Source organism: Pantoea sp. Mb-10, assembly GCF_021272205.1.
Taxonomy (GTDB): domain Bacteria; phylum Pseudomonadota; class Gammaproteobacteria; order Enterobacterales; family Enterobacteriaceae; genus Pantoea.
Map to the genome: position 1 here is coordinate 268827 of NZ_JAJSDX010000001.1, position 20211 is coordinate 289037.

A 20211-nucleotide genomic window follows, 5' to 3' on the forward strand; every position below is an offset into this window, starting at 1 on the left:
GTCGCCTTCTTCACTCAACCTGGCCCGCGCCAGTGCGCCGCATTTTGCTGTAGCACCTGCACCGCCGCGGCGATATCCGGTGCCAACCAGCGATCCGTCTGCCAGTTTTCCACCCGTGCGCGTAGCGCCTGCAGCGCCTGTTGCGTGCCCTGCGCCAGCTGCGCTTCGCCGTGGAAGTCCAGCGCCTGCGCGGCCAGCAGGTACTCAATCGCTAAAATGTGCCATACGTTCCCCACTAGCTTGAGCAGCTTGAGTGCCGCGCCGGTGCCAAGGCTCAGGTGATCCTCCTGCAAGCCGGAGGTGACATAGTTATCCAGTACCGCAGGCTGCGCCAGCTGGCGATTCTCCGCGCACAGCGAGGCGGCGACATATTGGGCGATCATCATGCCGGAGTTCACTCCCGGCTGTGACACCAGAAAGGGGGGCAAGCCGCTCACCAGCGGGTTAACCAGGCGGTCAAGCCGCCGCTCGGCAATGCTGCCGATTTCCGCCATCGCAATGGCCAGGAGATCCGCCGCCATCGCCACCGACTGACCGTGCGGATTGGACTGCGACACCACGCGCCAGTTATCCCGCGTTCCCAGCACCAGCGGATTGTCGGTGCAGGCGTTGAGCTCTGTTTCAATCTGCCGCACCGCGTGATCAAATTGATCGCGGCTGGCGCCGTGCACCTGCGGCATAGATCGCAGACTCATCGCATCCTGGGTACGCACGCCCACGCTGGCGGCCAGCAGGGGACTGTCTTGCAGCAACTGCCGCAGGCGTTGACCGCTGATTTGCATCCCTGGGCTAGCTTTGAGTGCCAGCACCTCCGCATCGAACGCCGCCCGCTGCCCGCGCAGCGCCTCAAAACTCATCGCGCCAGTGACATCAGCGCAGTCCAGCAGCTGGGCGGCCTCACCCAACGCCAGGCAGGCCAATCCGGTCATACAGGGCGTGCCGTTGACCAGACTGAGTCCCTCTTTGGCGCCGGGTTGATAGGGTTCGAGCCCGATGCGCGCCAGCGCCTCACGGGCGGGCAGCGTATGTTGCTGATAATCCACGTCCCCCACGCCGATCAGCGCCAGGCCAATGTGTGCCATGTGGCTGAGATAGCCCACCGATCCTTGCGAAGGCACCTGCGGCGTGATCTGCTGGTTGAGCAGCGCCAGTAAGTGCTGTACCAGCGCAACCGATACGCCCGATTTCCCCTGACTGTAATTGGCGATAGCGGCGCACATAATGGCGCGCGTCTGCGCGCGCGTCAGCAGCGGGCCCACCCCGCAGGCGTGGCTTAATAACGTATTGCGCGACAGCAGACACAGCTGATCGTCGGGCAGCGTGATGTTGCACAGCGCCCCCAGCCCGGTGTTGATGCCGTAGGCGATATGGCCACACGCCACAATGTGATCCACGATCGCACGTCCCTGCGCAATGCGCTGCCAGGCGCCCGCGCTGAGCGTTAGCTCCGCATCCTGACACGCCACCGCCACCACGCTCTGCCAGTTGATTGGCCCATCGCCCCACACCACGCTCATCGCGGCTGCTCCGCAACGTGCTGGTGACGCGAAATGAACTGCTGGAAACGCGGCGAGCCCTCCGCACCAAACAGGCGCTCCGGCGGACCTTCGCAGTCAATTTTCCCCTGATGCATAAACACTACGCGGTTCGACACATGCCGTGCAAAGCCCATTTCATGGGTGACCACCAGCATGGTACGCCCCTCCTCTGCCAAGCTGCGCATCACGCTCAGCACATCCCCCACCAGCTCGGGATCCAGGGCCGACGTCGGTTCATCAAAGAGCATCACCTCCGGGTCCATCGCCAGCGCACGGGCGATCGCGACGCGCTGCTGCTGTCCCCCTGAGAGCTGGGCCGGATAAAAATCTTTGCGGTTCAGTAACCCAACGCGATCCAGCAGCTGCTCAGCCTGCGCGATACAGCTTTTTTTGTCGCGCTTGAGCACGTAGTGCGGTCCTTCAATCACGTTTTGCAGCACGGTCATGTGGGACCACAAATTGAAATTCTGAAACACCATGCCGAGCCGCGCGCGCAACCGCTCAATTTGCTGAGGATTCGCGGCGAGCGCGCGGCCGCGTCCATCGCGCTTCATTGCGATGGTCTCGCCCCCCACGCTCACCACGCCGTTATCTGGCGTCTCCAGCAGATTGATACAGCGTAAAAAGGTGCTTTTTCCCGATCCGCTGGCACCCAAAATGGCGATCACGTCGCCCTGCTGCGCCTGCAGCGAGATCCCTTTTAATACCTCGAGCGCGCCGAACGATTTACTGAGTTCGGTCACGGACAACGTCACAGGTGAAGGCATTGACATATTACTCTCCGGCCAGCGGGTTAATGGCGGGCAGCGTTTTTTTTCCACTGCGCTGCATTGGGGTTAGACGGCGCTCAATCAGCGCGTAAAGTTGCACAATAATAAAATTGAGAAGCAGGTAGATCGCCGCCGCACAGAGAAACACTTCCATTGTGCGATAGGTTCGCTGGATGATCTGCTGCGCCACGCCGGTCACATCCCAGACGGTGACCAGACTGGCCAGCGCGGTAGATTTCACCAGCAAAATGGCCTCGGTGGAGTACGCGGGCAGCGCATAGCGCAGCACAATCGGTGCGACGATTCGCCGCAGCAGCACGCCGCGGGACATGCCGCAGGCCAGTCCCGCTTCCACCTGACCCGCAGGCACCGCCAGCAGCCCCCCACGCAATATTTCAGCGGTGTAGGCGGCGGTACACAGTGATAACGCCAGCACCGCGCAAATAAAGGGTTCACGCAGCAGCGGCCACAGGATGCTGTGTCGCACCGCACCAAACTGGCCCAAGCCGTAATAAATTAAAAACAGCTGAATCAGCAGCGGCGATCCGCGAAACACCAGAATGTAGCCGCGGGCAAACCCGCTCAGTAAGCGCCAGCGACTCATGCGCATCGCCAGAATCACCAGCGCCAGCAGCCCTCCGCACAGGAATGCGCTAATAAACAGCCCCAGCGTCACCGGCAGCGCGGCGCAAAGCGTGAGAAACGTGTCCAGAAGAAAGGCAAAATCAACCATAGAGAGCTCCTTAGGGCTGCGCCGCCGTGCGGCTCTGCCATGCGCGTCCCATGCGCTGTTCCGCACGGCGAAACGCGTGATTCGACAGCAGCGTCAACAGCAAATAGCCGCCCGCGCCTATCAGGTAAAAGGTGAAATAGTTACGCGTGGAGCCCGCCGCCACCTGACTGGCACGCATCAGCTCCACAATGCCAATCACCGAAACCAGCGCCGAATCCTTCAGGCTCATTTGCCAGACGTTAGACAAGCCGGGCAGCGCATACCGCACAATCTGCGGCAACATCACGCGCTGCAAAATGCGCCAGCGCGGCATCCCGATCGCCACTGCCGCCTCGATTTCGCCCGGTGCCAGCGCCAGGCGCGCCGCGCGATACACCTCGCCCTGATACGCACCCGAGATCAGTCCAATCGCCAGCGCGCCAATCAGGAACGGCGGCGCTTCAATAAACCCCTCGGCGCCAAACAGGTGCCCCATCAGCGTGATCATCCCCGACCCGCCGAAGTAGAACAGGTAGATCACCAGCAGCTCCGGGATGCCGCGGAAGCCAACGGAATAGCCTTCACCTGCCCAGCGCCATCGGCGTCGCGTCGACAGCCGCGCCGCCGCAACGGCAGCGCCCGCTATCGCGCCGATCAGCAGCGCCGACAGCGACAGCAGCAGCGTGGTCAACGTGGCCATCAGCAGGAGCCGTCCCCAACCGTCAGCGCCAAAACTCAGCAGGCTCAACATGTCTCACCTCACTCATGGGGTTACGTCGGTTTTAAACCACTTTTCACTGAGTTTCTTCACCGTCCCGTCCGCCAGCGCAGCCTTGATGGCGGTATCGAGTTTGGCTTTCAACGCGCTGTCCGCCATACGCACCCCCATGGCCTCACCCTCACCCCAGATCGGGCCACCTAACTGCGGGCCGCTGAAGGTCAGGTTGCTGTTTTCTTTACGCGCCAGCATCGATTGCGCAAACGTGACATCGTCAAACACCGCATCAATGCGTCCGGCCTGCAGATCCAAAATGGCGTCTGAGGAGGCGGTATATTCCCGGATGTCCGCGATATCTTTGAAATATTTATCGATAAACGGCGTGTAGACGGTGCCCGAAGCAATGCCGATGGTTTTGCCTTTCAGCGCCGCTCTGAGCGGCGCAATAGCCGCTTGTATGGCTTTTTCATCGTCATGCAATTTGAGAATGGTGTGCTCGGCAGGCAGCAGCGGCGCGTCTTTACTGCTGATGAATGTGGCCGGCGTGGAGGCATAGGGAACGGTAAAGCTGACCACTTTTTTGCGCTCCGGTGTGATCACTATCGCGTCCATGATCACGTCATATTTACCGGCGTTCAAACCGGCAATCATGCCGTCCCAGTTTTGCACCACCAGCTTGCACTCCGTGCCCATTCGCTTGCAGAGATCCGTCATCAACTCAGGTTCAAAGCCGCCCAACGCCCCGCCAGGCAGCGTCAGGTTCCAGGGCTCATAACTGCCTTCAGTGGCGATAGTCAGAGGTTTAGCCTGCGCACTCATTGCGCTCACCAGCAGGCTGGCAAACAGCGCGTTAAGACAAAAACGGCGGATCAAAGGGGTGGATGTCATGCGGTTTCTCCTGGTCAAGCGTCAACAAGCACGGTTAAAGGTGTCCATGCAGCAAATGACATTGCATGTATATACAACCTAGCAAGCGCTGTGCCAGAAACGCGCCCGCCGCCTGCTGGGCGTGGACGCGCGGCGGCACAGCGCGCACGCACCTTTTTGGCGCAGCGCGCACGCTTATAGTGAAATGCAGATCGGGAAAAGAAGAGGAGGTGCGGGCAGACGCTGCGCTGAGGCGCGTCGCGCTGCCCGCGGTCTGGCAAGGAAAACGGCGTGGTTCAGACAGCCGCGCCGGCGGCCAGCAGCGCCTTGATAAGCGCTTTTAACACGGTTTGCAACTGTGCGGCGCGCGCCTGCTGCCACGCGTACGGCGGCGTTTCATCCATGTAATTTAGCTGCGCCAGCTCCAGCTGTACCGCCTGTACCCGCTGTTCCGGCTGTCCGTAAGCGCGCGTAATATAGCCGCCTTTGAACCGGCCATTCACCACCCAGCTGAACGCCGTCTGTTGGGCGCACACGGCCTGCAACGCCTCACTAACCGCCGCAGAACAGCTGGCCCCGTCGTTGGTACCGATATTGATGTCCGGCAAGCGTCCGCTAAATAAACGCGGGATCGCCGAAGCAATCGAGTGCGCGTCAAACAGCAGCGCATAGCCGTGTTCCGCTTTCAATCGCGCCAGTTCGCGCTGTATCTGCTGATGGTAAGGCTGCCAGATGGTCTCAAGATCGCGCTGGCGCACCTTTGTATCCGGCGTGTTGCCCGGCGCGAAGGTGGGCGTGCCGTCAAACAGCGTTTCGGGAAAGAGCCCGGTGGTCGCCGTGCTATAGAGCGGCTGATTATCGGCGGGTCGGTTAAGATCGATCACATAACGCGAATAGCGTCCAATGAGCACGCTGGCACCCAGATCGCGCACAAAGTCATACAGCAGCGGTATGTGCCAGTCGGTATCGGGCAGGCCGCGCGCCGCCTCGCTCAATCCGGCTTCAACTTCCGGGGTTAACTGCGTGCCCGCATGCGGAATGCTCACCAGCAGCGGCAGCGTACCGGCGGTAAAATCAAAAGGTGTCATTGCGCGTCTCCACGATAGATAACCTGGCACGGCAGTTGCCCGCCCAGCCAGTAAGCCAACTCTGCCGGGCGCTGCAGATCCCAGCGCACGAAATTTGCTACCTTACCTGGCTCCAGCGAGCCGTGCGTCTGCTCCATTCCCAGCGCTTTCGCGCCCCACAGCGTCACGCCCGCCAGCGCCTCTTCCGGCGTTAAGCCAAACAGCGTACAGCCCATATTGAGCATCAGGCGCAGCGACAGCGCCGGAGACGTACCCGGATTGGCATCGCTGGCCAGCGCCATCGGCACGCCATGTTCACGAAACAGCGCCACCGGTGGACGCTGCGTTTCGCGCAGCAGGTAAAACGCGCCCGGCAGCAGCACCGCGACGGTGCCGTGCTGCGCCATGGCAATGACATCAGCCTCGGTCGCATACTCCAAATGATCCGCCGAGAGCGCACCATAGCGGGCCGCCAGCGCGGCCCCGCCCAGCGCCGAGAGCTGCTCGGCGTGCAGTTTCACCGGCAAGCCCAGCGCGCGGGCTTTATCGAACACCGCGCTGACCTGCGCCGGTGAGAGCGCCAAGTGCTCACAAAACGCGTCTACCGCATCCGCCAGCCCCTCGGCTTTGACCTGCGGCAGCAGTTGATCGCAGATGATATCGATCCAGTCCTGGGGCTGATGGGCAAACTCCGGTGGAAAACCGTGGGCCGCCAGACAGGTGGCGCGCACATCCACCGGCACTGTCTGCGCCAGCGTGCGTATGGCACGCAGCAGCCTCAGCTCGCTGGCCTCATCCAACCCGTAGCCAGATTTGATCTCTACCGTAGTGACGCCTTCCGCCAGCAGGCGCGCCAGTCGCGCGCGCGCACACGCCACCAACTGCGGCTCCGTGGCGGCGCGCGTGGCGCGCACCGTGGCCAGAATACCGCCACCTTGGGCGGCAATCTCGGCGTAGCTGACGCCGTTGAGACGCTGCTCAAACTCCTCGCTGCGGTCACCGCCGAACATCAGATGCGTATGACAATCCACCAGCCCCGGCGTAATGATCCCGCCGTCAAACGTGTGCTGCTGGCGTGCCGAGAACGGCGGCAGCGCGCGACGCGGCCCGACCCACACGATCTTACCGTTATCTACCGCCAGCGCCCCGTCAGGCACCAGGTTATAGCGCCCGTCGCGCATGGTGACGATATCGGCCCCCAGCCACAGGCTGTCGATCTGCTGCGTTGCTGCCATCTTGCTCCCCTTCGCGTCCGGCGATTTACACTGCGCGTTAAAGTATGTATATGTATATACAACTTAATGTGCGCGAGAATCAACCATGGCCGTGTTTTTTGCTCCCTCTGCACTGCTGCCGGATGGCTGGCAGCAAGACGTGACGATTGTCACCAATGATGCCGGTGACATCACCGCAATCGCCGCCAACAGCCAGCCAGGTGAGGCCACGCGCCTGGACGGCGCGGTCATTCCGGCCATGGCGAACCTGCACTCACATGCTTTTCAGCGCGCCATGGCCGGGCTGGCCGAAGTGGCGGGCGATCCGCAGGACAGTTTCTGGACGTGGCGCGACCTGATGTATCGTATGGTGCAGCGTCTCTCCCCTGAGCAGGTGGGCGATATCGCGACCCATCTTTACATTGAGATGCTGAAAGGTGGCTACAGCCAGGTCGCAGAATTTCATTATCTGCATCACGATCCGCAGGGTCTGCCCTATGCCGACGATGCGATGCTGCAGCATCTTATACACGCCGCCGACCGCGCAGGTATCGGCCAGACGCTGCTGCCGGTGCTCTATACGTGGAGCGGCTTTGGCGCCCAGCCCGCCAGCGCGGGACAACGCCGTTTTATTCAGCACACCGACGCTTATTTGCAGCAGCAGCAGCGCGTGGCGCACGCGTGCCGCGCGCATCCGCGTCTTAATCATGGCCTGTGCTTCCACTCGCTGCGAGCGGTTAGCGAGGCGCAAATGCACGAGGTGCTGGCCGCTACGGACGCCAGTTTGCCGGTACATCTGCATATCGCCGAGCAGGAGAAAGAGGTCAACGACTGTCTAACCTGGAGCGGCGAACGTCCGGTGAATTGGCTTTTCAATCGCTTTAGTGTCGATCGCCGCTGGTGCCTGATCCACGCCACCCATCTGGCGGCCGATGAAATTGCGCAGTTGGCCGCCAGCCAGGCGGTAGCGGGCCTCTGCCCCACCACCGAGGCTAACCTGGGCGACGGCATTTTCCCGGCCGTTGAGTATGTCGCACGCGGCGGTCGCTGGGGCATCGGCTCTGACAGCCACGTCTCGCTGAGCGCGCTGGAGGAGCTGCGCTGGCTGGAGTACGGACAGCGGCTGCGCGATCGCCGCCGCAACCGCATCGCGCTGCCCGACGCGCCTTCCGTGGGCGATCTGCTCTGGCAGCAGGCCGCCCTCGGAGGTGCTCAGGCCTGCTGCGTTTCAATGGGCGCGCTGGCGGTTGGCCTGCGCGCCGACTGGCTGGTGCTGCAAGAGGATGCGCTTCTTGCCAGCGTCACGCCCGCTGCGCGCCTTAATCGCTGGCTGTTTGCCGGTCACACGCAGCAGATTCGCGACGTCTTCGTTGCGGGTCAGCAGGTGATCGTTCAGGGTCACCACGCCGAAGAGCAAGCCGCCGTGCAGCGCTTCGTGGCGGCCGTGCGGGCGCTGCAATGAGAGCGTTTTATGCGTTTGAGAGCCTGCCAGTGACGCGCTGGCGCAACGGCGGCGGCGAAACGCGTGAGATCGTGAGCTTCCCTCCCGGCGAGGCGGAATTTGGCTGGCGCGCCAGCATTGCCACTGTCGCCGAAGACGGGCCCTTTTCCCGCTTTCCCGGCGTGGATCGGGTGATCACCTTGCTGGAAGGCGACAGCGTGCTATTACGCAGCGCGCAGGTCGAGCAGCAATTGCAGCGGCATCAGCCGTGGGCGTTTCCCGGCGAGTGGGCGATTCACGCAGAGATTAATGGGCGCTGTCTTGATTTTAATATCATGACGCGCCGCGATAGCTGGCAGGCGAACGTGGCGGTGGTGCAGCAGGCGGTTTCCGGTGTGCAAGGAGTCGCGTGGGTGCTGACTGGCACATGGCGCACCGCGCAGGGTGAAGCGCTGGATGCGCAACAGGGCGTCTGGTGGCTGGATGAGGTACTGGCGCTGACCCCTGCGACGTCAGAGGCCAGCCTGCTGTGGGTGACGCTTAACCGTGTCCCCGAAAACGGCCCAGCAGCTTGTAGCGCGAGCCCGGATAGAGCAGGCGCGCATAAGTAACGATTTTGCTATCGCTCCACGTCTGGCGGCGGATCAGCAGGCACGGCTCGTGCTCGTCCAGCGCCAGATGCTTGCGCTGACGCAGATCGGGCAGCACCGCTTCCACTATGTGCTCGCCGGCGGTCAGGGGTGCCACGCGCATCAAATAGGTATAAGGCGTCACGCTGTGATAATCCTGCGTGAGGTAATCCGGCGCCACCAGCGGATTAACCAGCCGATCCTCTAACTGCACCGGCAGCTCATTTTCGTAGTGCACCATGAGCGAGTGAAACAGCGTTTGCCCGGTTGACAGCCCCAGCACCGCAGCCTGCTCGGGATCGGCCTTGGTCTGACCGATCGATAAAATTTTACAGCTGTGGTGATGGCCGCGCTGAGCGATCTCATCGGCGATGTTGTGTACCTCCAGCATCGCGGTGTAGCCCTTCATCTCAGCAACAAAGGTGCCCACGCCCTGCATACGCACCAGAAACCCCTCGCCGGTGAGCTCACGCAGCGCGCGATTGATGGTCATGCGACTGACGCCGAGGGCGTTCACCAGCTCGCTCTCTGACGGCACGCGCTGATTGGCTTTCCAGTGGCCCTCACGGATCTGGCTGACGATAGCCTGTTTCACGCGCTGATAAATAGGGGCCGGTTCTTCGCCCATCGCTGCGGCCAGCTGCGCCACCGTCCTCTGCTCCGTCATGTGCTGTTCCTTTGATAAAAAGTGCCCAAAGTTTACTGCCTCAGTCTGTAAATGTATATACATCCAGAGGTGCAGCAAACGCGCGCGTGGTGCAGCGGTCGCGCCGTTTCGGTGCAGCGCCTGCGTCATGATGCCACGGTGCCGCCGTTGCGCCAGTTTTTCCAGAATGTGATCGACCTGGCATAGCGCTTGCTACTTGTATAGACAAGAATAGACGCTTGTGTTTCACTCAGGCATATTGTTCCGGTCCGATAGCGGCTAACGCAGCGCAAAGGCTGACGGATCGCCACTGATTACTTGTATAGACAGGAGTAGACTATGTCAGGTTTTGGTCAGGAAATTCGCCTGATTCCCGGTGAAGTGGACCTCGCCACGCTGCGTTGTATTTATCAGCGCAATGTCCATCTCACGCTGGCCGACGAGGCGTATGCGGCCATTACGCGCGCGCAGCAAACGGTGGACGACATTGTGGCCGCCGGTAAGGTGGTTTACGGCATCAACACCGGCTTTGGCAAATTGGCTCAGACGCAAATTCCGGCGCAGCGGCTGGCCGAACTGCAGCGCAATCTGGTGCTGTCGCATAGCGTGGGGCTGGGCGATCTGCTGCCCGACAATGTCACCCGCCTGGTGATGGCTACCAAAATTATCAGCCTGGCGCGCGGCCACTCCGGCGTGCGCATTGAATTGATTAACGCGCTGCTGGCGCTGTTCAACGCAGGCATTCTGCCCTGCATCCCTGAGAAAGGCTCGGTAGGGGCCTCGGGCGACCTCGCGCCGCTGGCACACCTGTCGCTGATGCTGCTGGGTGAAGGCCAGGTACGGGTTGACGGGCAGCGTATTCCGGCAACCGAAGGCCTGGCGCGGGTTGGGTTGCAGCCCATTGTGCTCGGTCCCAAAGAGGGCCTGGCGCTGTTAAATGGTACCCAGGTTTCCACCGCGCTGGCCCTGCGCGGCCTGTTCGAGGCTGAAAACGTCTTTGCCGCCGGTTTACTGGCCGGGGCGTTGTCGCTGGAAGCCATTAAAGGCTCGGTTAAACCGTTCGATGCGCGTATTCACGCCGCGCGCGGTCAGCCCGGGCAGATCGCCGTAGCGGCGGCGGTGTCCGACCTGCTGCTCGGCAGCGAAATCCTGCGCTCGCATAGCGAGTGCGGCCGGGTGCAGGATCCCTACTCCATCCGCTGTGTGCCGCAGGTGATGGGCGCTTGCCTCGACAATCTGCACCACGCCGCACGGGTGCTGCAAATTGAAGCCAACGCAGCCTCCGATAACCCGCTGGTGTTCAGCGACAGCGGTGACGTGATTTCCGGCGGCAATTTCCACGCCGAGCCGGTGGCGTTTGCCGCCGACATCCTTGCGCTGGCGATCGCCGAAATCGGCGCGATTTCTGAGCGTCGCCTGGCGCTGCTGCTGGATACCGGCCTGTCCGGGCTACCTGCGTTTCTGGTGCACGACGGCGGCGTTAACTCAGGCTTTATGATTGCGCAGGTCACGGCGGCCGCGCTGGCGTCGGAGAATAAGTCACTGGCGCACCCGGGCAGCGTTGACAGCTTGCCCACTTCGGCCAACCAGGAAGATCACGTTTCGATGGCCACTTACGCCGCGCGTCGCCTCGGCAGTATGTGCTTTAACACCGCAGCCGTGGTCGGCATTGAAGCCATGGCGGCGGCACAAGGCATTGATTTTCATCGTCCACTACAAAGTTCCGCCGCGCTGGAACAGCAGCTTAGCCGTATCCGCGCACGCGTGGCTTTTCTGGATCGCGATCGTTTACTGGCGCCGGATATTGAGGCCATGCGCCTGTGGGCCAGTAGCGATGTGTGGCCCGATACCTTAACTGCGCTGCTGCCCAGCCAGCGTGCTTTTACCCAGTGAGGAAATGATAATGAGCGAAACGTTAACGCAGGCCGTGGCGCGTGAAATTCGTGCGCCGCAGGGGGACACGCTGCATTGCGCCAACTGGCTGATCGAAGCCGCGTACCGCATGATCCAGAACAACCTTGATCCTGACGTCGCCGAGCGCCCGGAGGACTTAGTGGTGTACGGCGGCATTGGCAAGGCAGCGCGCAATTGGGCCTGCTTTGAACAGATCTTACGTTCACTGCGCGCCCTGCAGCCGGATGAGACGCTGCTGATCCAGTCCGGCAAACCGGTGGGGGTATTTCGCACCCACGCCGACGCGCCGCGCGTGCTGCTGGCGAACTCGAACCTTGTGCCGCACTGGGCCACCTGGGATCACTTTCACGAACTGGATAAAGCCGGCTTGATGATGTACGGCCAAATGACCGCAGGCTCGTGGATTTACATTGGCGCTCAAGGCATTGTGCAGGGCACCTTTGAGACCTTTGCCGAGGCGGGGCGCCAGCACTACCAAAACGATCTCAGCGGCCGCTGGATCCTTACCGCCGGTCTGGGCGGCATGGGCGGTGCGCAGCCGCTGGCGGGCGTGCTGGCAGGCGCCTGCGTGCTGGCAATTGAGTGCCAGGAATCACGCATCGATTTTCGCCTGCGCACCCGTTATGTCGATCACAAAGCCTATACGCTGGATGAGGCGCTGACGCTGATTAAAAACGCCACCGCAGCCAAACAGGCGATCTCGGTGGGCCTGCTGGGCAACGCCGCGGAGATTGTGCCTGAGCTGGTGAAGCGCGCCAAAGCGGGCGGCATGAAGCCCGATATCGTCACCGATCAGACCTCCGCCCACGATCCCATCAACGGCTATCTGCCGCTGGGTTGGGATGTGGCGCGCTGGCAGGCCGAACGCCTGAGCCATCCCAAAGCGGTGGAAAAAGCGGCGCGTGCTTCGATGGCCGTGCACGTCCAGGCAATGCTCGACTTCCATCACATGGGCGTGCCGACCGTGGACTACGGCAACAATATTCGTCAGGTCGCGTTGGAGGAAGGCGTAGCGAACGCCTTTGATTTCCCCGGCTTCGTGCCGGCCTATATTCGTCCCCTGTTTTGTGAGGGCAAAGGCCCGTTCCGCTGGGTAGCGCTGTCGGGCGATCCCGAGGATATTTACAAGACCGATGCCAAACTCAAAGCGCTGTTCCCGGAACATAAAAACCTGCACCGTTGGCTGGATATGGCGCAGACGCGTATCGCTTTTCAAGGTTTGCCAGCGCGTATCTGCTGGCTGGGCCTTGGCGAGCGACATCAAGCCGCGCTGGCCTTTAATGAGATGGTGCGCAACGGTGAGTTAAAAGCCCCGATCGTGATTGGCCGCGATCACCTTGACTGCGGCTCGGTCGCCTCGCCCAATCGCGAAACCGAGGCGATGAAAGATGGCTCCGACGCGGTGTCTGACTGGCCGCTGCTCAACGCCCTGCTTAACACCGCGGGCGGCGCCACCTGGGTGAGCCTGCACCACGGCGGTGGCGTGGGCATGGGCTTTTCTCAGCACTCAGGCGTGGTGATCGTGTGCGATGGCACAGCAGAAGCCGATGCGCGCCTGGCCCGCGTGCTGTGGAACGATCCCGCCACGGGCGTGATGCGCCACGCCGACGCGGGCTACGAGCAGGCGCAGGCCTGCGCGACCAAGTTTGGGTTGAATTTGCCTATGCAGGAGTGAGCGTTGAGCGGGGTCCGGCCCGCTATGTCGGTATGACTACGAGCGGGCTCCGGCCCGCAAAGCCGGTTTTTACTGAACCCTGAGCGGGTTCCGCCCGCTAACCGCACGGCAGTTCCATCCGCCCCGCTGCGGCGTACGGGCAAAGGGCCGGTTCTGAGCGGGTTCCGGCCCGCAGCCGGTTTTTACTGAACCCTGAGCGGGTTCCGCCCGCTAACCCTGCGGGAGTTGCAGCCGCCCCGCTGCGGCGTACGGGCAAAGGGCCGGTTCTGAGCGGGGTCCGGCCCGCTATGCCGGCATGGCTATGAGCGGGTTCCGCCCGCTAACCCTGCGGGAGTTGCAGCCGCCCCGCTGCGGCGTACGGGCAAAGGGCCGATGGGCGCGGCCCTTTGCAATCCGCGCCCTGCGCCAGCCTTCGCTGTTCCCTCACTCCGCCGCGCCAGCCTCACGGACCGCGCGGATTCGCCATCCCTGGCTCATTCCGCTCTCTCAGCGGCATCCCTGCCGCTTCGTCCTGGCCGTCACGCTCCGTTCGGCGCTCCGGATGGCGCTCAACACCGCCGCCTGTAAGGGCCTTTTTATCTTTTCCGTTTCGCGTTGTTTGCATGGCTGCAAGCAGGTCTGTGCAGACAGCGGATGGCTGAAAAAGACAAAAGACAAAAGACAAAAGATTCAAGATAGAAACGGCTTCTGGTGAACACCGCGCGAGCGGGATGGTACTTAAAAGTCTTACCGCCACGCAGTGACCTTAAAATACGTAAAAACACGAACGAAAGTTTTTTGCTTAACGCAGCGCTGCTTGAACGCACCTTAAAAATCTTCCCGCCGCGCGGCGGCTGCGAAAAAAATCATGGCTTACAGCGGGGGTTGATAGCGCCATCCCCACTCGCTGAACGAGTGAGGCCTTCCAGGACGAGCGGCATGGATGCCGCGAGAGGCGGCGTTGAGCAGGAGCGAATCGACGCCGGTCCGTCAGGAAGGCTGAGGGAGTGAAGGCACCGCGCAGCGGCGAGCGGGGCTGGCGCAGGGCCGGGGAGTGCAGAGGGCGCGGCCTGGCGCCCTCTGCTCGGTCGCCGCAGCGCGGCAAAGGCACCTGCCTGTGCCATGGCGAACGAAAAACGCACCGTGCTTCGCGCCAGCGAGAAAGCACCCGCCACGGCAAGTGGCTAAAGCACCCTGCCGCTACCTGCGGCACAAGCCCCGCCACGGCCTGTGGCAAAAAAGGCCCGTGGGCGCGGCCAAGCGCCCGCCCCCAGAGTTATGCCATCCTGTTATAGCCTATAGCCAAATTATCCCCTTCTTTAATGGACGTTGCCTGGCGCTTACCACTAAAGTGGAGACCGGAATCCCCCCATTGGTGAACATCTCACTGATGCTGCTGACGGAGAGCCTTATTGTATGAACCTGCCTGCTGCCCTGTTGGACAATGCCCTGCGCTGGCGTCATCAGTTACACCAACATCCCGAACTCGGTTATCAGGAGCAGCACACCAGTACGCTGGTGGCGCAGGTCCTTGAGGAAGCCGGTTTGCAGGTATTCCGCGGTCTGGCAGGCACCGGTGTGATTGCCACGCTGGAAAACGGACCGGGGCCGACGATTGGACTGCGCGCGGACATGGACGCTCTGCCCATCACGGAAAAAGGCACGCCCGCGTGGAAATCCACTCAGCAAGGCGTGATGCACGCCTGTGGGCATGATGGTCATACCGCGATGCTGCTGGCTGCGGCCTGTCAGCTGGCGGCCACCCGCAGCTTTAGCGGAACCGTGCACTTTCTGTTTCAACCTGCGGAAGAGAACCTCGGCGGTGCGCGCAAAATGGTGGAAGAAGGCCTGTTTACGCGCTTTCCCATGGACGCTGTCTATGCGATGCACAATTGGCCGGGACTGCCGCTGGGCCAGCTTGCGGTAAATCCAGGTGCCATGATGGCCTCGCTGGATTCGTTTGAGATCACCCTTAACGGCAAAAGCTGTCATGCCGCCATGCCGGAAAGCGGTGCCGATCCCATGGTAGTGGCCGCCGAGCTGATTCTCGCGCTGCAAACCATACCCTCACGCCGCTTGTCACCGCTGGCTTCTGCGGTGGTCAGCGTGACGCAAATCCACGGCGGCGAGGCGATCAACGTCATTCCTGAGCACGTGGTGCTGCGCGGGACGGTGCGCTGTTTACAGCCTGAGGTACGCGATCGCGTGCGCGGGCTGATCGAAGAGTTCGTCACGACCTTGCCGCGCCCATTTGGCGTGAGCGGCCACATTACATGGTACCCCGGCTATCCGGTGACGGCGAATCACGCGGCACAGGCTGAACAGGTGCGTGAAGTGGCCAGCGCGCTGCTGGGTGAACGCCAGGTGCGCTGGCAGGTCAATCCGTCCATGGCATCCGAAGATTTTGCCTGCATGCTGGAAGCCTGTCCGGGCGCCTATTTCTGGATGGGGGCCGACGGGGAAACGCCTTCCGCGCCGCTGCATAACGCCCATTACGATTTCAACGATGCGCTGCTGCCGGTGGGCATCGCCTTCTGGCAGCAGTTGGTTGAACACGTGCTGGCAAAAGCCTGACGCCAGCACGCGCGGTCAGATGCCCGCCTGCTGGAGCCGCTGCTCTGCCTGCGCGAGGTCAGCAGATGCGCCGGTAGCGACCAGGCAGCACGCCAATTGCAGACGCAGCGAGTGCGGCACCGCCCGCTCTCCATTGAGCACCTGCTGAATCCACGTCGCCGTGTGCGCCGCGCTTTTGCTCTCCGGCAATGCGAGGCTCACTTCAGGTTGCCGCTCCACCCACGCCACCGCTTCCGTGGCGGCGCCGCCAATATAGTTGATGGCCGGGCAGCGCAGCGGGTTGGCATACACCTCCCCTTCCGTGCCGTTGAGTAAAATCGCCGGGGCGTCGATCGCCTGGAAGAACGTCGCGACGCGCGGCACATACTCTGGATGCGACACGCTAGCCAGGCGCAGCGCCGCGCGCTCGGCAAAGGGCGTGGCCAGCTTAGCCAGCGTGTGCGCACTGTTGCGCACGCCCATGCGCCAGCGCAGCGAGAGCTGGCGCGCCATGGGCGCGCACAGGTGATCGATGGTGATAAACGCCAGCTCGCCGCCGTTCAGCTTTGCCTGCGCCTGCGCCGCCGTGGTCACGGGTGTCACGCCCAGCGCCGCCAGTACCGCTTCCGATGTCACGCGTGTCGGATCGTCGCTGATGCCGTGCAGCAGTACGGGAAAGCCGAGCTTCACCAGCAGCAGCGCCAGCAGCGGTGTCAGGTTGCCTTGACGACGCGCCCCGTTGTAACTGGGGATGACAATCGGCATGGCTCGACCCGCCGGCGCTTCCAGCCGCATCATGTGCTGCTGCATCGCGTGATAAAAACCGCGCATCTCTTCTTCGCCTTCGCCTTTGATGCGCAGCGCAATCAAAATGCCGCCCAGCTCCAGCTCAGGCACGTCGCCTGCCAGCATGGCGTTGTAGAGCGCCACTGCGGTGTCGAAATCGATATCGCGCGCGTGATTTTTACCGCGCCCAATCTCTTTGATAATTTTATTCAATTCCATCAAGGCATTCCTGCGTCCTGGTCGCGCTGCAGAGACGCGACCCTCATTGTGGTAACCGGCCTGTGCCGTGCATTCAGGATTTTTTGCCGCGTCGGGCCGCTTTTTTTGGCGCCGCCGGCACCGCAGGTTGCTCGATAGGAAAAACCGGCAGCGCCGCCAGCAAACGACTGCCGTAGGCTTTGTGCAGCAGGCGGCGGTCATAAATCACAATTTCACCAAAGCAGCTGTGGCTGCGGATCAAGCGCCCCACCTGCTGAATCAGCGTAAACGACGCGCTGGGTAAGCTTTGCACCTCAAACGGGTAGCGCTTGAGGCTTTTCAGCCACTCGCCCTCGGTCAAAATTACCGGACTGTCTACCGGCGGAAAAGCAATTTTGTGAATGTGCACTTGAGACAGCAGCTCACCTTTAAGATCCAGCCCCTCTGCGAACGATTGCAGCCCAACCAGAATGCTGGTTTTTCCCGCCTCAACCCGCTCGCGATGCAGCGTAACCAACCGTGAGCGCGGCTGATCCCCTTGCACCAGCATCAGCAAGCGCAGCGCAGGCAGCTGCGCAACGAATTGCTGCATGGCGCGTCCGCTGGCGAACAGCACCAGCACGCCTTTGTGCTTCTCCTCCACCATTTGCTGCTGAAAGAAGCGCGCCATCTCCGCGATATGCTCGGCCTCGTTAGCCATCAGCGGCTCAAAATGCATTTGCGGGATAATCAGTTTACCTTGCTCAACGTGGTTGAACGGCGAATCCAGCGCCACAAAGCGATCGCCCGCTTTCTCATTCAGCCCCGACATCTCCTGCAGGCGGCTAAAGCTATTCAGCGAGCGCAGCGTGGCGGAGGTAACCACCACGTGCGGAATTTTACGCCACAGCAGTTTCTCCAGCTGATCGCTCACGCGAATGCCCGCGCAGTGAAACAGCAGGTGCGCCTGACCGTCGCGTATCTCGCGCGTGACCCACTTCGATACCGGTGCATTCGAGGCTTTTTCCAGCGCCGCCAGGCGCCATAGCTTGCTGATCGCCTCAAACCAGCCGAAATGGCGATTAAGCTGCAAGATCGCTTTGTGCAGGCGCATGATATCCGCTTTGCCCGTTTGCTCGCCCAGCTCGTTGAGCAAGCCTTCACTCAGGCCACGCAGAGCGTCGCTCAGTTTGAACAGCCGCGCACAGATCGTCATCAGCGTCTCAGGCAACGTGCCAAGCACAAAACGGTACTCGCCCGCTTGATTGTGTGCCGGCAGCAGCGGATGGAGTTCACTGCTCAGCGCGTGCAACAGGTCGCGCATCTCATCACAGTGCCCTTTGAGCCGCTCCGGATTGGTCAGCGGCGGCGGCGATTTAGGCCGAAACTGCGCCATGATGGTTTCTACGAGACGCACAAAGAGGTCGAGCTGCAGGCTGCTCCAGCCGGGGGTAATTTCCGCGCTCATCTCCAGCGCATCGCGCGCGACCTCGGGCAGATGATGTCCTTCATCCATGATCAACATCAGATTTTTAGCCGGCGGCAGCACCGATTCATTCTCCATTGCCGCCATCACCAGCGCGTGGTTCGCCACCACCACGTCCGCCTGTTCGATTTCGCGGCGCGCGACAAAAAACGGGCATTCACGATACCAGCGACAATGGTGTCCGAGGCAATTCGCTTTATCGGTTGAGAGGCGCTGCCACAGGCTGTCGTCAATGGCGACATCGCTGTGGTCGCGCAGGCCATCCCACTGATGACGATGCAGATCTTTCTCCAGTCGGGCGCAGAATTTCTGCTCCTCTTTCGAACCGGTAACCGCCTCGTCATCGAAATAAAACAGCAGATCCCCCTGCTGCTCTTCGGTGGCCGCCAGGGCGGCGAGGTTACGCGGACAGACGTAGCGCCCACGGCCAAAGGCGGCGGTAAACGTTAAGTCAGGAATGATTTTTTTCAGCAGCGGCAGATCCTTGCTGAAGATTTGATCCTGCAGCGCCACGTTGGCGGTGCTGATCACCAGGCGCTTCTCCTCGGCACGGCTGACGGCAATCCCTGGGAGCAAATAGGAGAGCGTTTTACCCACGCCGGTTGGCGCTTCAATCGCCAGATGACGGCCTTCATCGCCAGCCAGGCTTTTTGCCACCTCGGCAATCATCTGGCGCTGTGGTGCGCGCGGAATGAAATCAGGAACCTGCTGCTGCAGCGCCTTATACCATTGCGCTATCTGGCTTTTTATCGCTGCTGTGAGGGCCATGTCGAATACTGTTTGCGAAATTGGCCTGTATTTTTACACAGTATGACCACAGCGTCAGCCTTCACGGCCATTTTTTCGCGCCCGATTCCTTATTCGCCCAGCGGCGCGCTTGTCTCCAACGGTTTAAACATCACCGTGGTGGCTTCAAGCTCGCCGGTGGTGGAGATCGCATAGCCGGGAATCGATCCGGCAATGTGCCAGCCCAGCGACAGATACAGTGACGTCGCAACATCACCGCTACGCGTATCCAGCACCAATAAGGTTTTACCGTGCGCGGCGGCCAACTGTTCGGCCTGCTGCATCAGGCGGCGGGCAATACCCTGGCGGCGCGCTGCCGGGTGCACCAGCAGCTTGGCGATCTCCGCACGATGCCGTCCGTTGGGCATCGCGCTGAACCCCACCATCACAGTCGCCACAATGGCACCCTCGACACGCGCCACCAGCAGATGGTTTTCTCCACCTGCCAGGCTCGCTATTTTGCTCTGCCAGAAGCGCGTCATTACTGCACGATCGCGGATGTCGGTAAAGCCCACGCTGGCCCCGTCGGCCACGCAGCCTTCCAGCACGTTGGTTAAGGCATCCAGCTGTGCGAGCGCATGCGCCGGGCATACGGTTTCAATTTGCATCATGGTTTACACACCACTAAAAGGTAGCGGGCCCCGCGTTCAGCATCCGCTTCAAACGTGGATCTGCCCGTAAGGTGAAAACGCAACGAATCGCCGGCCTGCAGCGTCCAGCGCTGGTCATCCAGCGTGAAGGTCAACCCGCCAGACTGCAGCCAGATATGTTGCTCCATGCCGTGCAGCGGCGGCGCGTCGTAATCAATACGCGCGCCCGGACGCAGCACGCCCTCAATGACTTCGGCTTTGAAATCGCTGGCGGACGGGGAAATACTCCGGCGCTGAAAGCCGCTGGCCACGTCGTGCCACACCGGCTGCTGCGCCGCGTGCAGCAACTGCGGCGTCTCCTCCTCTATGTCACGCAATAGGCGCGACATGGTGATACCGTAGGCAACGCACAGTCGATTAAGCAACGCTGCCGTGGGACTGGTTTCGGCGCGCTCAATGCGCGACAATGACGCGCGGCTGATTCCGGTTGCCTCTGATAACGCGTCTAGCGACCATCCGCGCTGCAAGCGCAGTGCGGCAAGTCGGGCGGCGAGACGCGCGTCGCTATCTGAATTCGTCATGTTTTCTCTCAAATATGGGATTAATTTCTCATATATGAAATAAAGCCTTGATTTGTGCCTGGCGTCAAGTTGTACAGAAAGA

Annotated in this window: 18 protein-coding genes; 6 read left to right on the top strand and 12 right to left on the bottom strand. The window is 61.5% G+C overall.

Translation table 11 applies throughout. From position 1 onward, the window contains the following. Nucleotides 1-14 precede the first annotated feature (14 nt). The 7 genes from hutH (LU196_RS01265) to hutI form a co-directional block, all read right to left on the bottom strand. The gene (hutH, locus tag LU196_RS01265) at nucleotides 15-1517 is read right to left on the bottom strand and encodes a histidine ammonia-lyase (RefSeq protein ID WP_232757924.1); all 1503 of its coding nucleotides are present in this window, start codon (nucleotides 1515-1517) and stop codon (nucleotides 15-17) included. After that, nucleotides 1514-2311: an ABC transporter ATP-binding protein gene (locus LU196_RS01270; protein ID WP_304622719.1), complete on the bottom strand. Its 798-nt coding sequence runs from the start codon at nucleotides 2309-2311 to the stop codon at nucleotides 1514-1516. The genes hutH (LU196_RS01265) and LU196_RS01270 overlap by 4 nt, the downstream gene beginning before the upstream one ends. Nucleotide 2312: 1 nt before the next feature. Further along, nucleotides 2313-3041 carry an ABC transporter permease gene (locus tag LU196_RS01275; RefSeq protein ID WP_232757925.1) on the bottom strand — a complete coding sequence of 243 codons (729 nt, stop codon included), beginning with the start codon at nucleotides 3039-3041 and terminating at the stop codon, nucleotides 2313-2315. A gap of 10 nt (nucleotides 3042-3051) precedes the next feature. Then, a complete protein-coding gene (locus LU196_RS01280; protein ID WP_232757926.1) occupies nucleotides 3052-3771 on the bottom strand; it encodes an ABC transporter permease in 720 nt (239 codons plus the stop codon). Nucleotides 3772-3783: 12 nt separating this feature from the next. Continuing rightward, a complete protein-coding gene (locus LU196_RS01285; RefSeq protein WP_232757927.1) occupies nucleotides 3784-4626 on the bottom strand; it encodes a transporter substrate-binding domain-containing protein in 843 nt (280 codons plus the stop codon). Nucleotides 4627-4901: 275 nt separating this feature from the next. After that, entirely contained in the window at nucleotides 4902-5693 is a 792-nt protein-coding gene (hutG, locus tag LU196_RS01290) for an N-formylglutamate deformylase (protein ID WP_232757928.1), read from the bottom strand. Next, nucleotides 5690-6907 carry an imidazolonepropionase gene (gene hutI / locus LU196_RS01295; RefSeq protein ID WP_232757929.1) on the bottom strand — a complete coding sequence of 406 codons (1218 nt, stop codon included), beginning with the start codon at nucleotides 6905-6907 and terminating at the stop codon, nucleotides 5690-5692. The genes hutG and hutI overlap by 4 nt, the downstream gene beginning before the upstream one ends. 85 nt (nucleotides 6908-6992) lie before the next feature. On the opposite strand from hutI, the gene LU196_RS01300 reads away from it, so the two are divergent. Together LU196_RS01300 and LU196_RS01305 are read left to right on the top strand one after the other, a co-directional pair. Beyond that, nucleotides 6993-8348: a formimidoylglutamate deiminase gene (locus tag LU196_RS01300; protein WP_232757930.1), complete on the top strand. Its 1356-nt coding sequence runs from the start codon at nucleotides 6993-6995 to the stop codon at nucleotides 8346-8348. Next, a complete protein-coding gene (locus LU196_RS01305) occupies nucleotides 8345-8938 on the top strand; it encodes a HutD family protein (RefSeq protein WP_232757931.1) in 594 nt (197 codons plus the stop codon). Before LU196_RS01300 ends, LU196_RS01305 begins: the two co-directional genes overlap by 4 nt. Here the strand turns inward: LU196_RS01305 and hutC are convergent. Next, nucleotides 8868-9623, bottom strand: coding sequence for a histidine utilization repressor (gene hutC / locus LU196_RS01310; RefSeq protein ID WP_232757932.1), 756 nt, complete (start codon nucleotides 9621-9623; stop codon nucleotides 8868-8870). The genes LU196_RS01305 and hutC overlap by 71 nt on opposite strands. 51 nt (nucleotides 9624-9674) lie before the next feature. On the opposite strand from hutC, the gene LU196_RS20340 reads away from it, so the two are divergent. From LU196_RS20340 to LU196_RS01325, 4 genes are all read left to right on the top strand, one after another. Continuing rightward, nucleotides 9675-9809 carry a hypothetical protein gene (locus tag LU196_RS20340; RefSeq protein ID WP_255697696.1) on the top strand — a complete coding sequence of 45 codons (135 nt, stop codon included), beginning with the start codon at nucleotides 9675-9677 and terminating at the stop codon, nucleotides 9807-9809. 132 nt (nucleotides 9810-9941) lie between these two features. Next, nucleotides 9942-11495, top strand: a complete 1554-nt coding sequence (gene hutH, locus LU196_RS01315; RefSeq protein ID WP_232757933.1) for a histidine ammonia-lyase — start codon at nucleotides 9942-9944, stop codon at nucleotides 11493-11495. A gap of 10 nt (nucleotides 11496-11505) precedes the next feature. Further along, nucleotides 11506-13191, top strand: coding sequence for a urocanate hydratase (gene hutU, locus LU196_RS01320; protein ID WP_232757934.1), 1686 nt, complete (start codon nucleotides 11506-11508; stop codon nucleotides 13189-13191). Between the two features lie 1395 nt (nucleotides 13192-14586). Beyond that, the gene (locus tag LU196_RS01325) at nucleotides 14587-15744 is read left to right on the top strand and encodes a M20 aminoacylase family protein (RefSeq protein WP_232757935.1); all 1158 of its coding nucleotides are present in this window, start codon (nucleotides 14587-14589) and stop codon (nucleotides 15742-15744) included. Between the two features lie 15 nt (nucleotides 15745-15759). On the opposite strand, the gene ybiB is transcribed toward LU196_RS01325, so the two are convergent. From ybiB to LU196_RS01345, 4 genes are all read right to left on the bottom strand, one after another. Next, nucleotides 15760-16728, bottom strand: coding sequence for a DNA-binding protein YbiB (ybiB, locus tag LU196_RS01330; RefSeq protein WP_232757936.1), 969 nt, complete (start codon nucleotides 16726-16728; stop codon nucleotides 15760-15762). A gap of 73 nt (nucleotides 16729-16801) precedes the next feature. Continuing rightward, nucleotides 16802-18940, bottom strand: a complete 2139-nt coding sequence (dinG, locus tag LU196_RS01335; protein WP_232757937.1) for an ATP-dependent DNA helicase DinG — start codon at nucleotides 18938-18940, stop codon at nucleotides 16802-16804. A gap of 89 nt (nucleotides 18941-19029) precedes the next feature. After that, entirely contained in the window at nucleotides 19030-19569 is a 540-nt protein-coding gene (locus LU196_RS01340; protein ID WP_370640954.1) for an N-acetyltransferase family protein, read from the bottom strand. Beyond that, nucleotides 19566-20129 carry a helix-turn-helix domain-containing protein gene (locus tag LU196_RS01345; RefSeq protein WP_232757938.1) on the bottom strand — a complete coding sequence of 188 codons (564 nt, stop codon included), beginning with the start codon at nucleotides 20127-20129 and terminating at the stop codon, nucleotides 19566-19568. Before LU196_RS01345 ends, LU196_RS01340 begins: the two co-directional genes overlap by 4 nt. Nucleotides 20130-20211 lie beyond the last annotated feature (82 nt).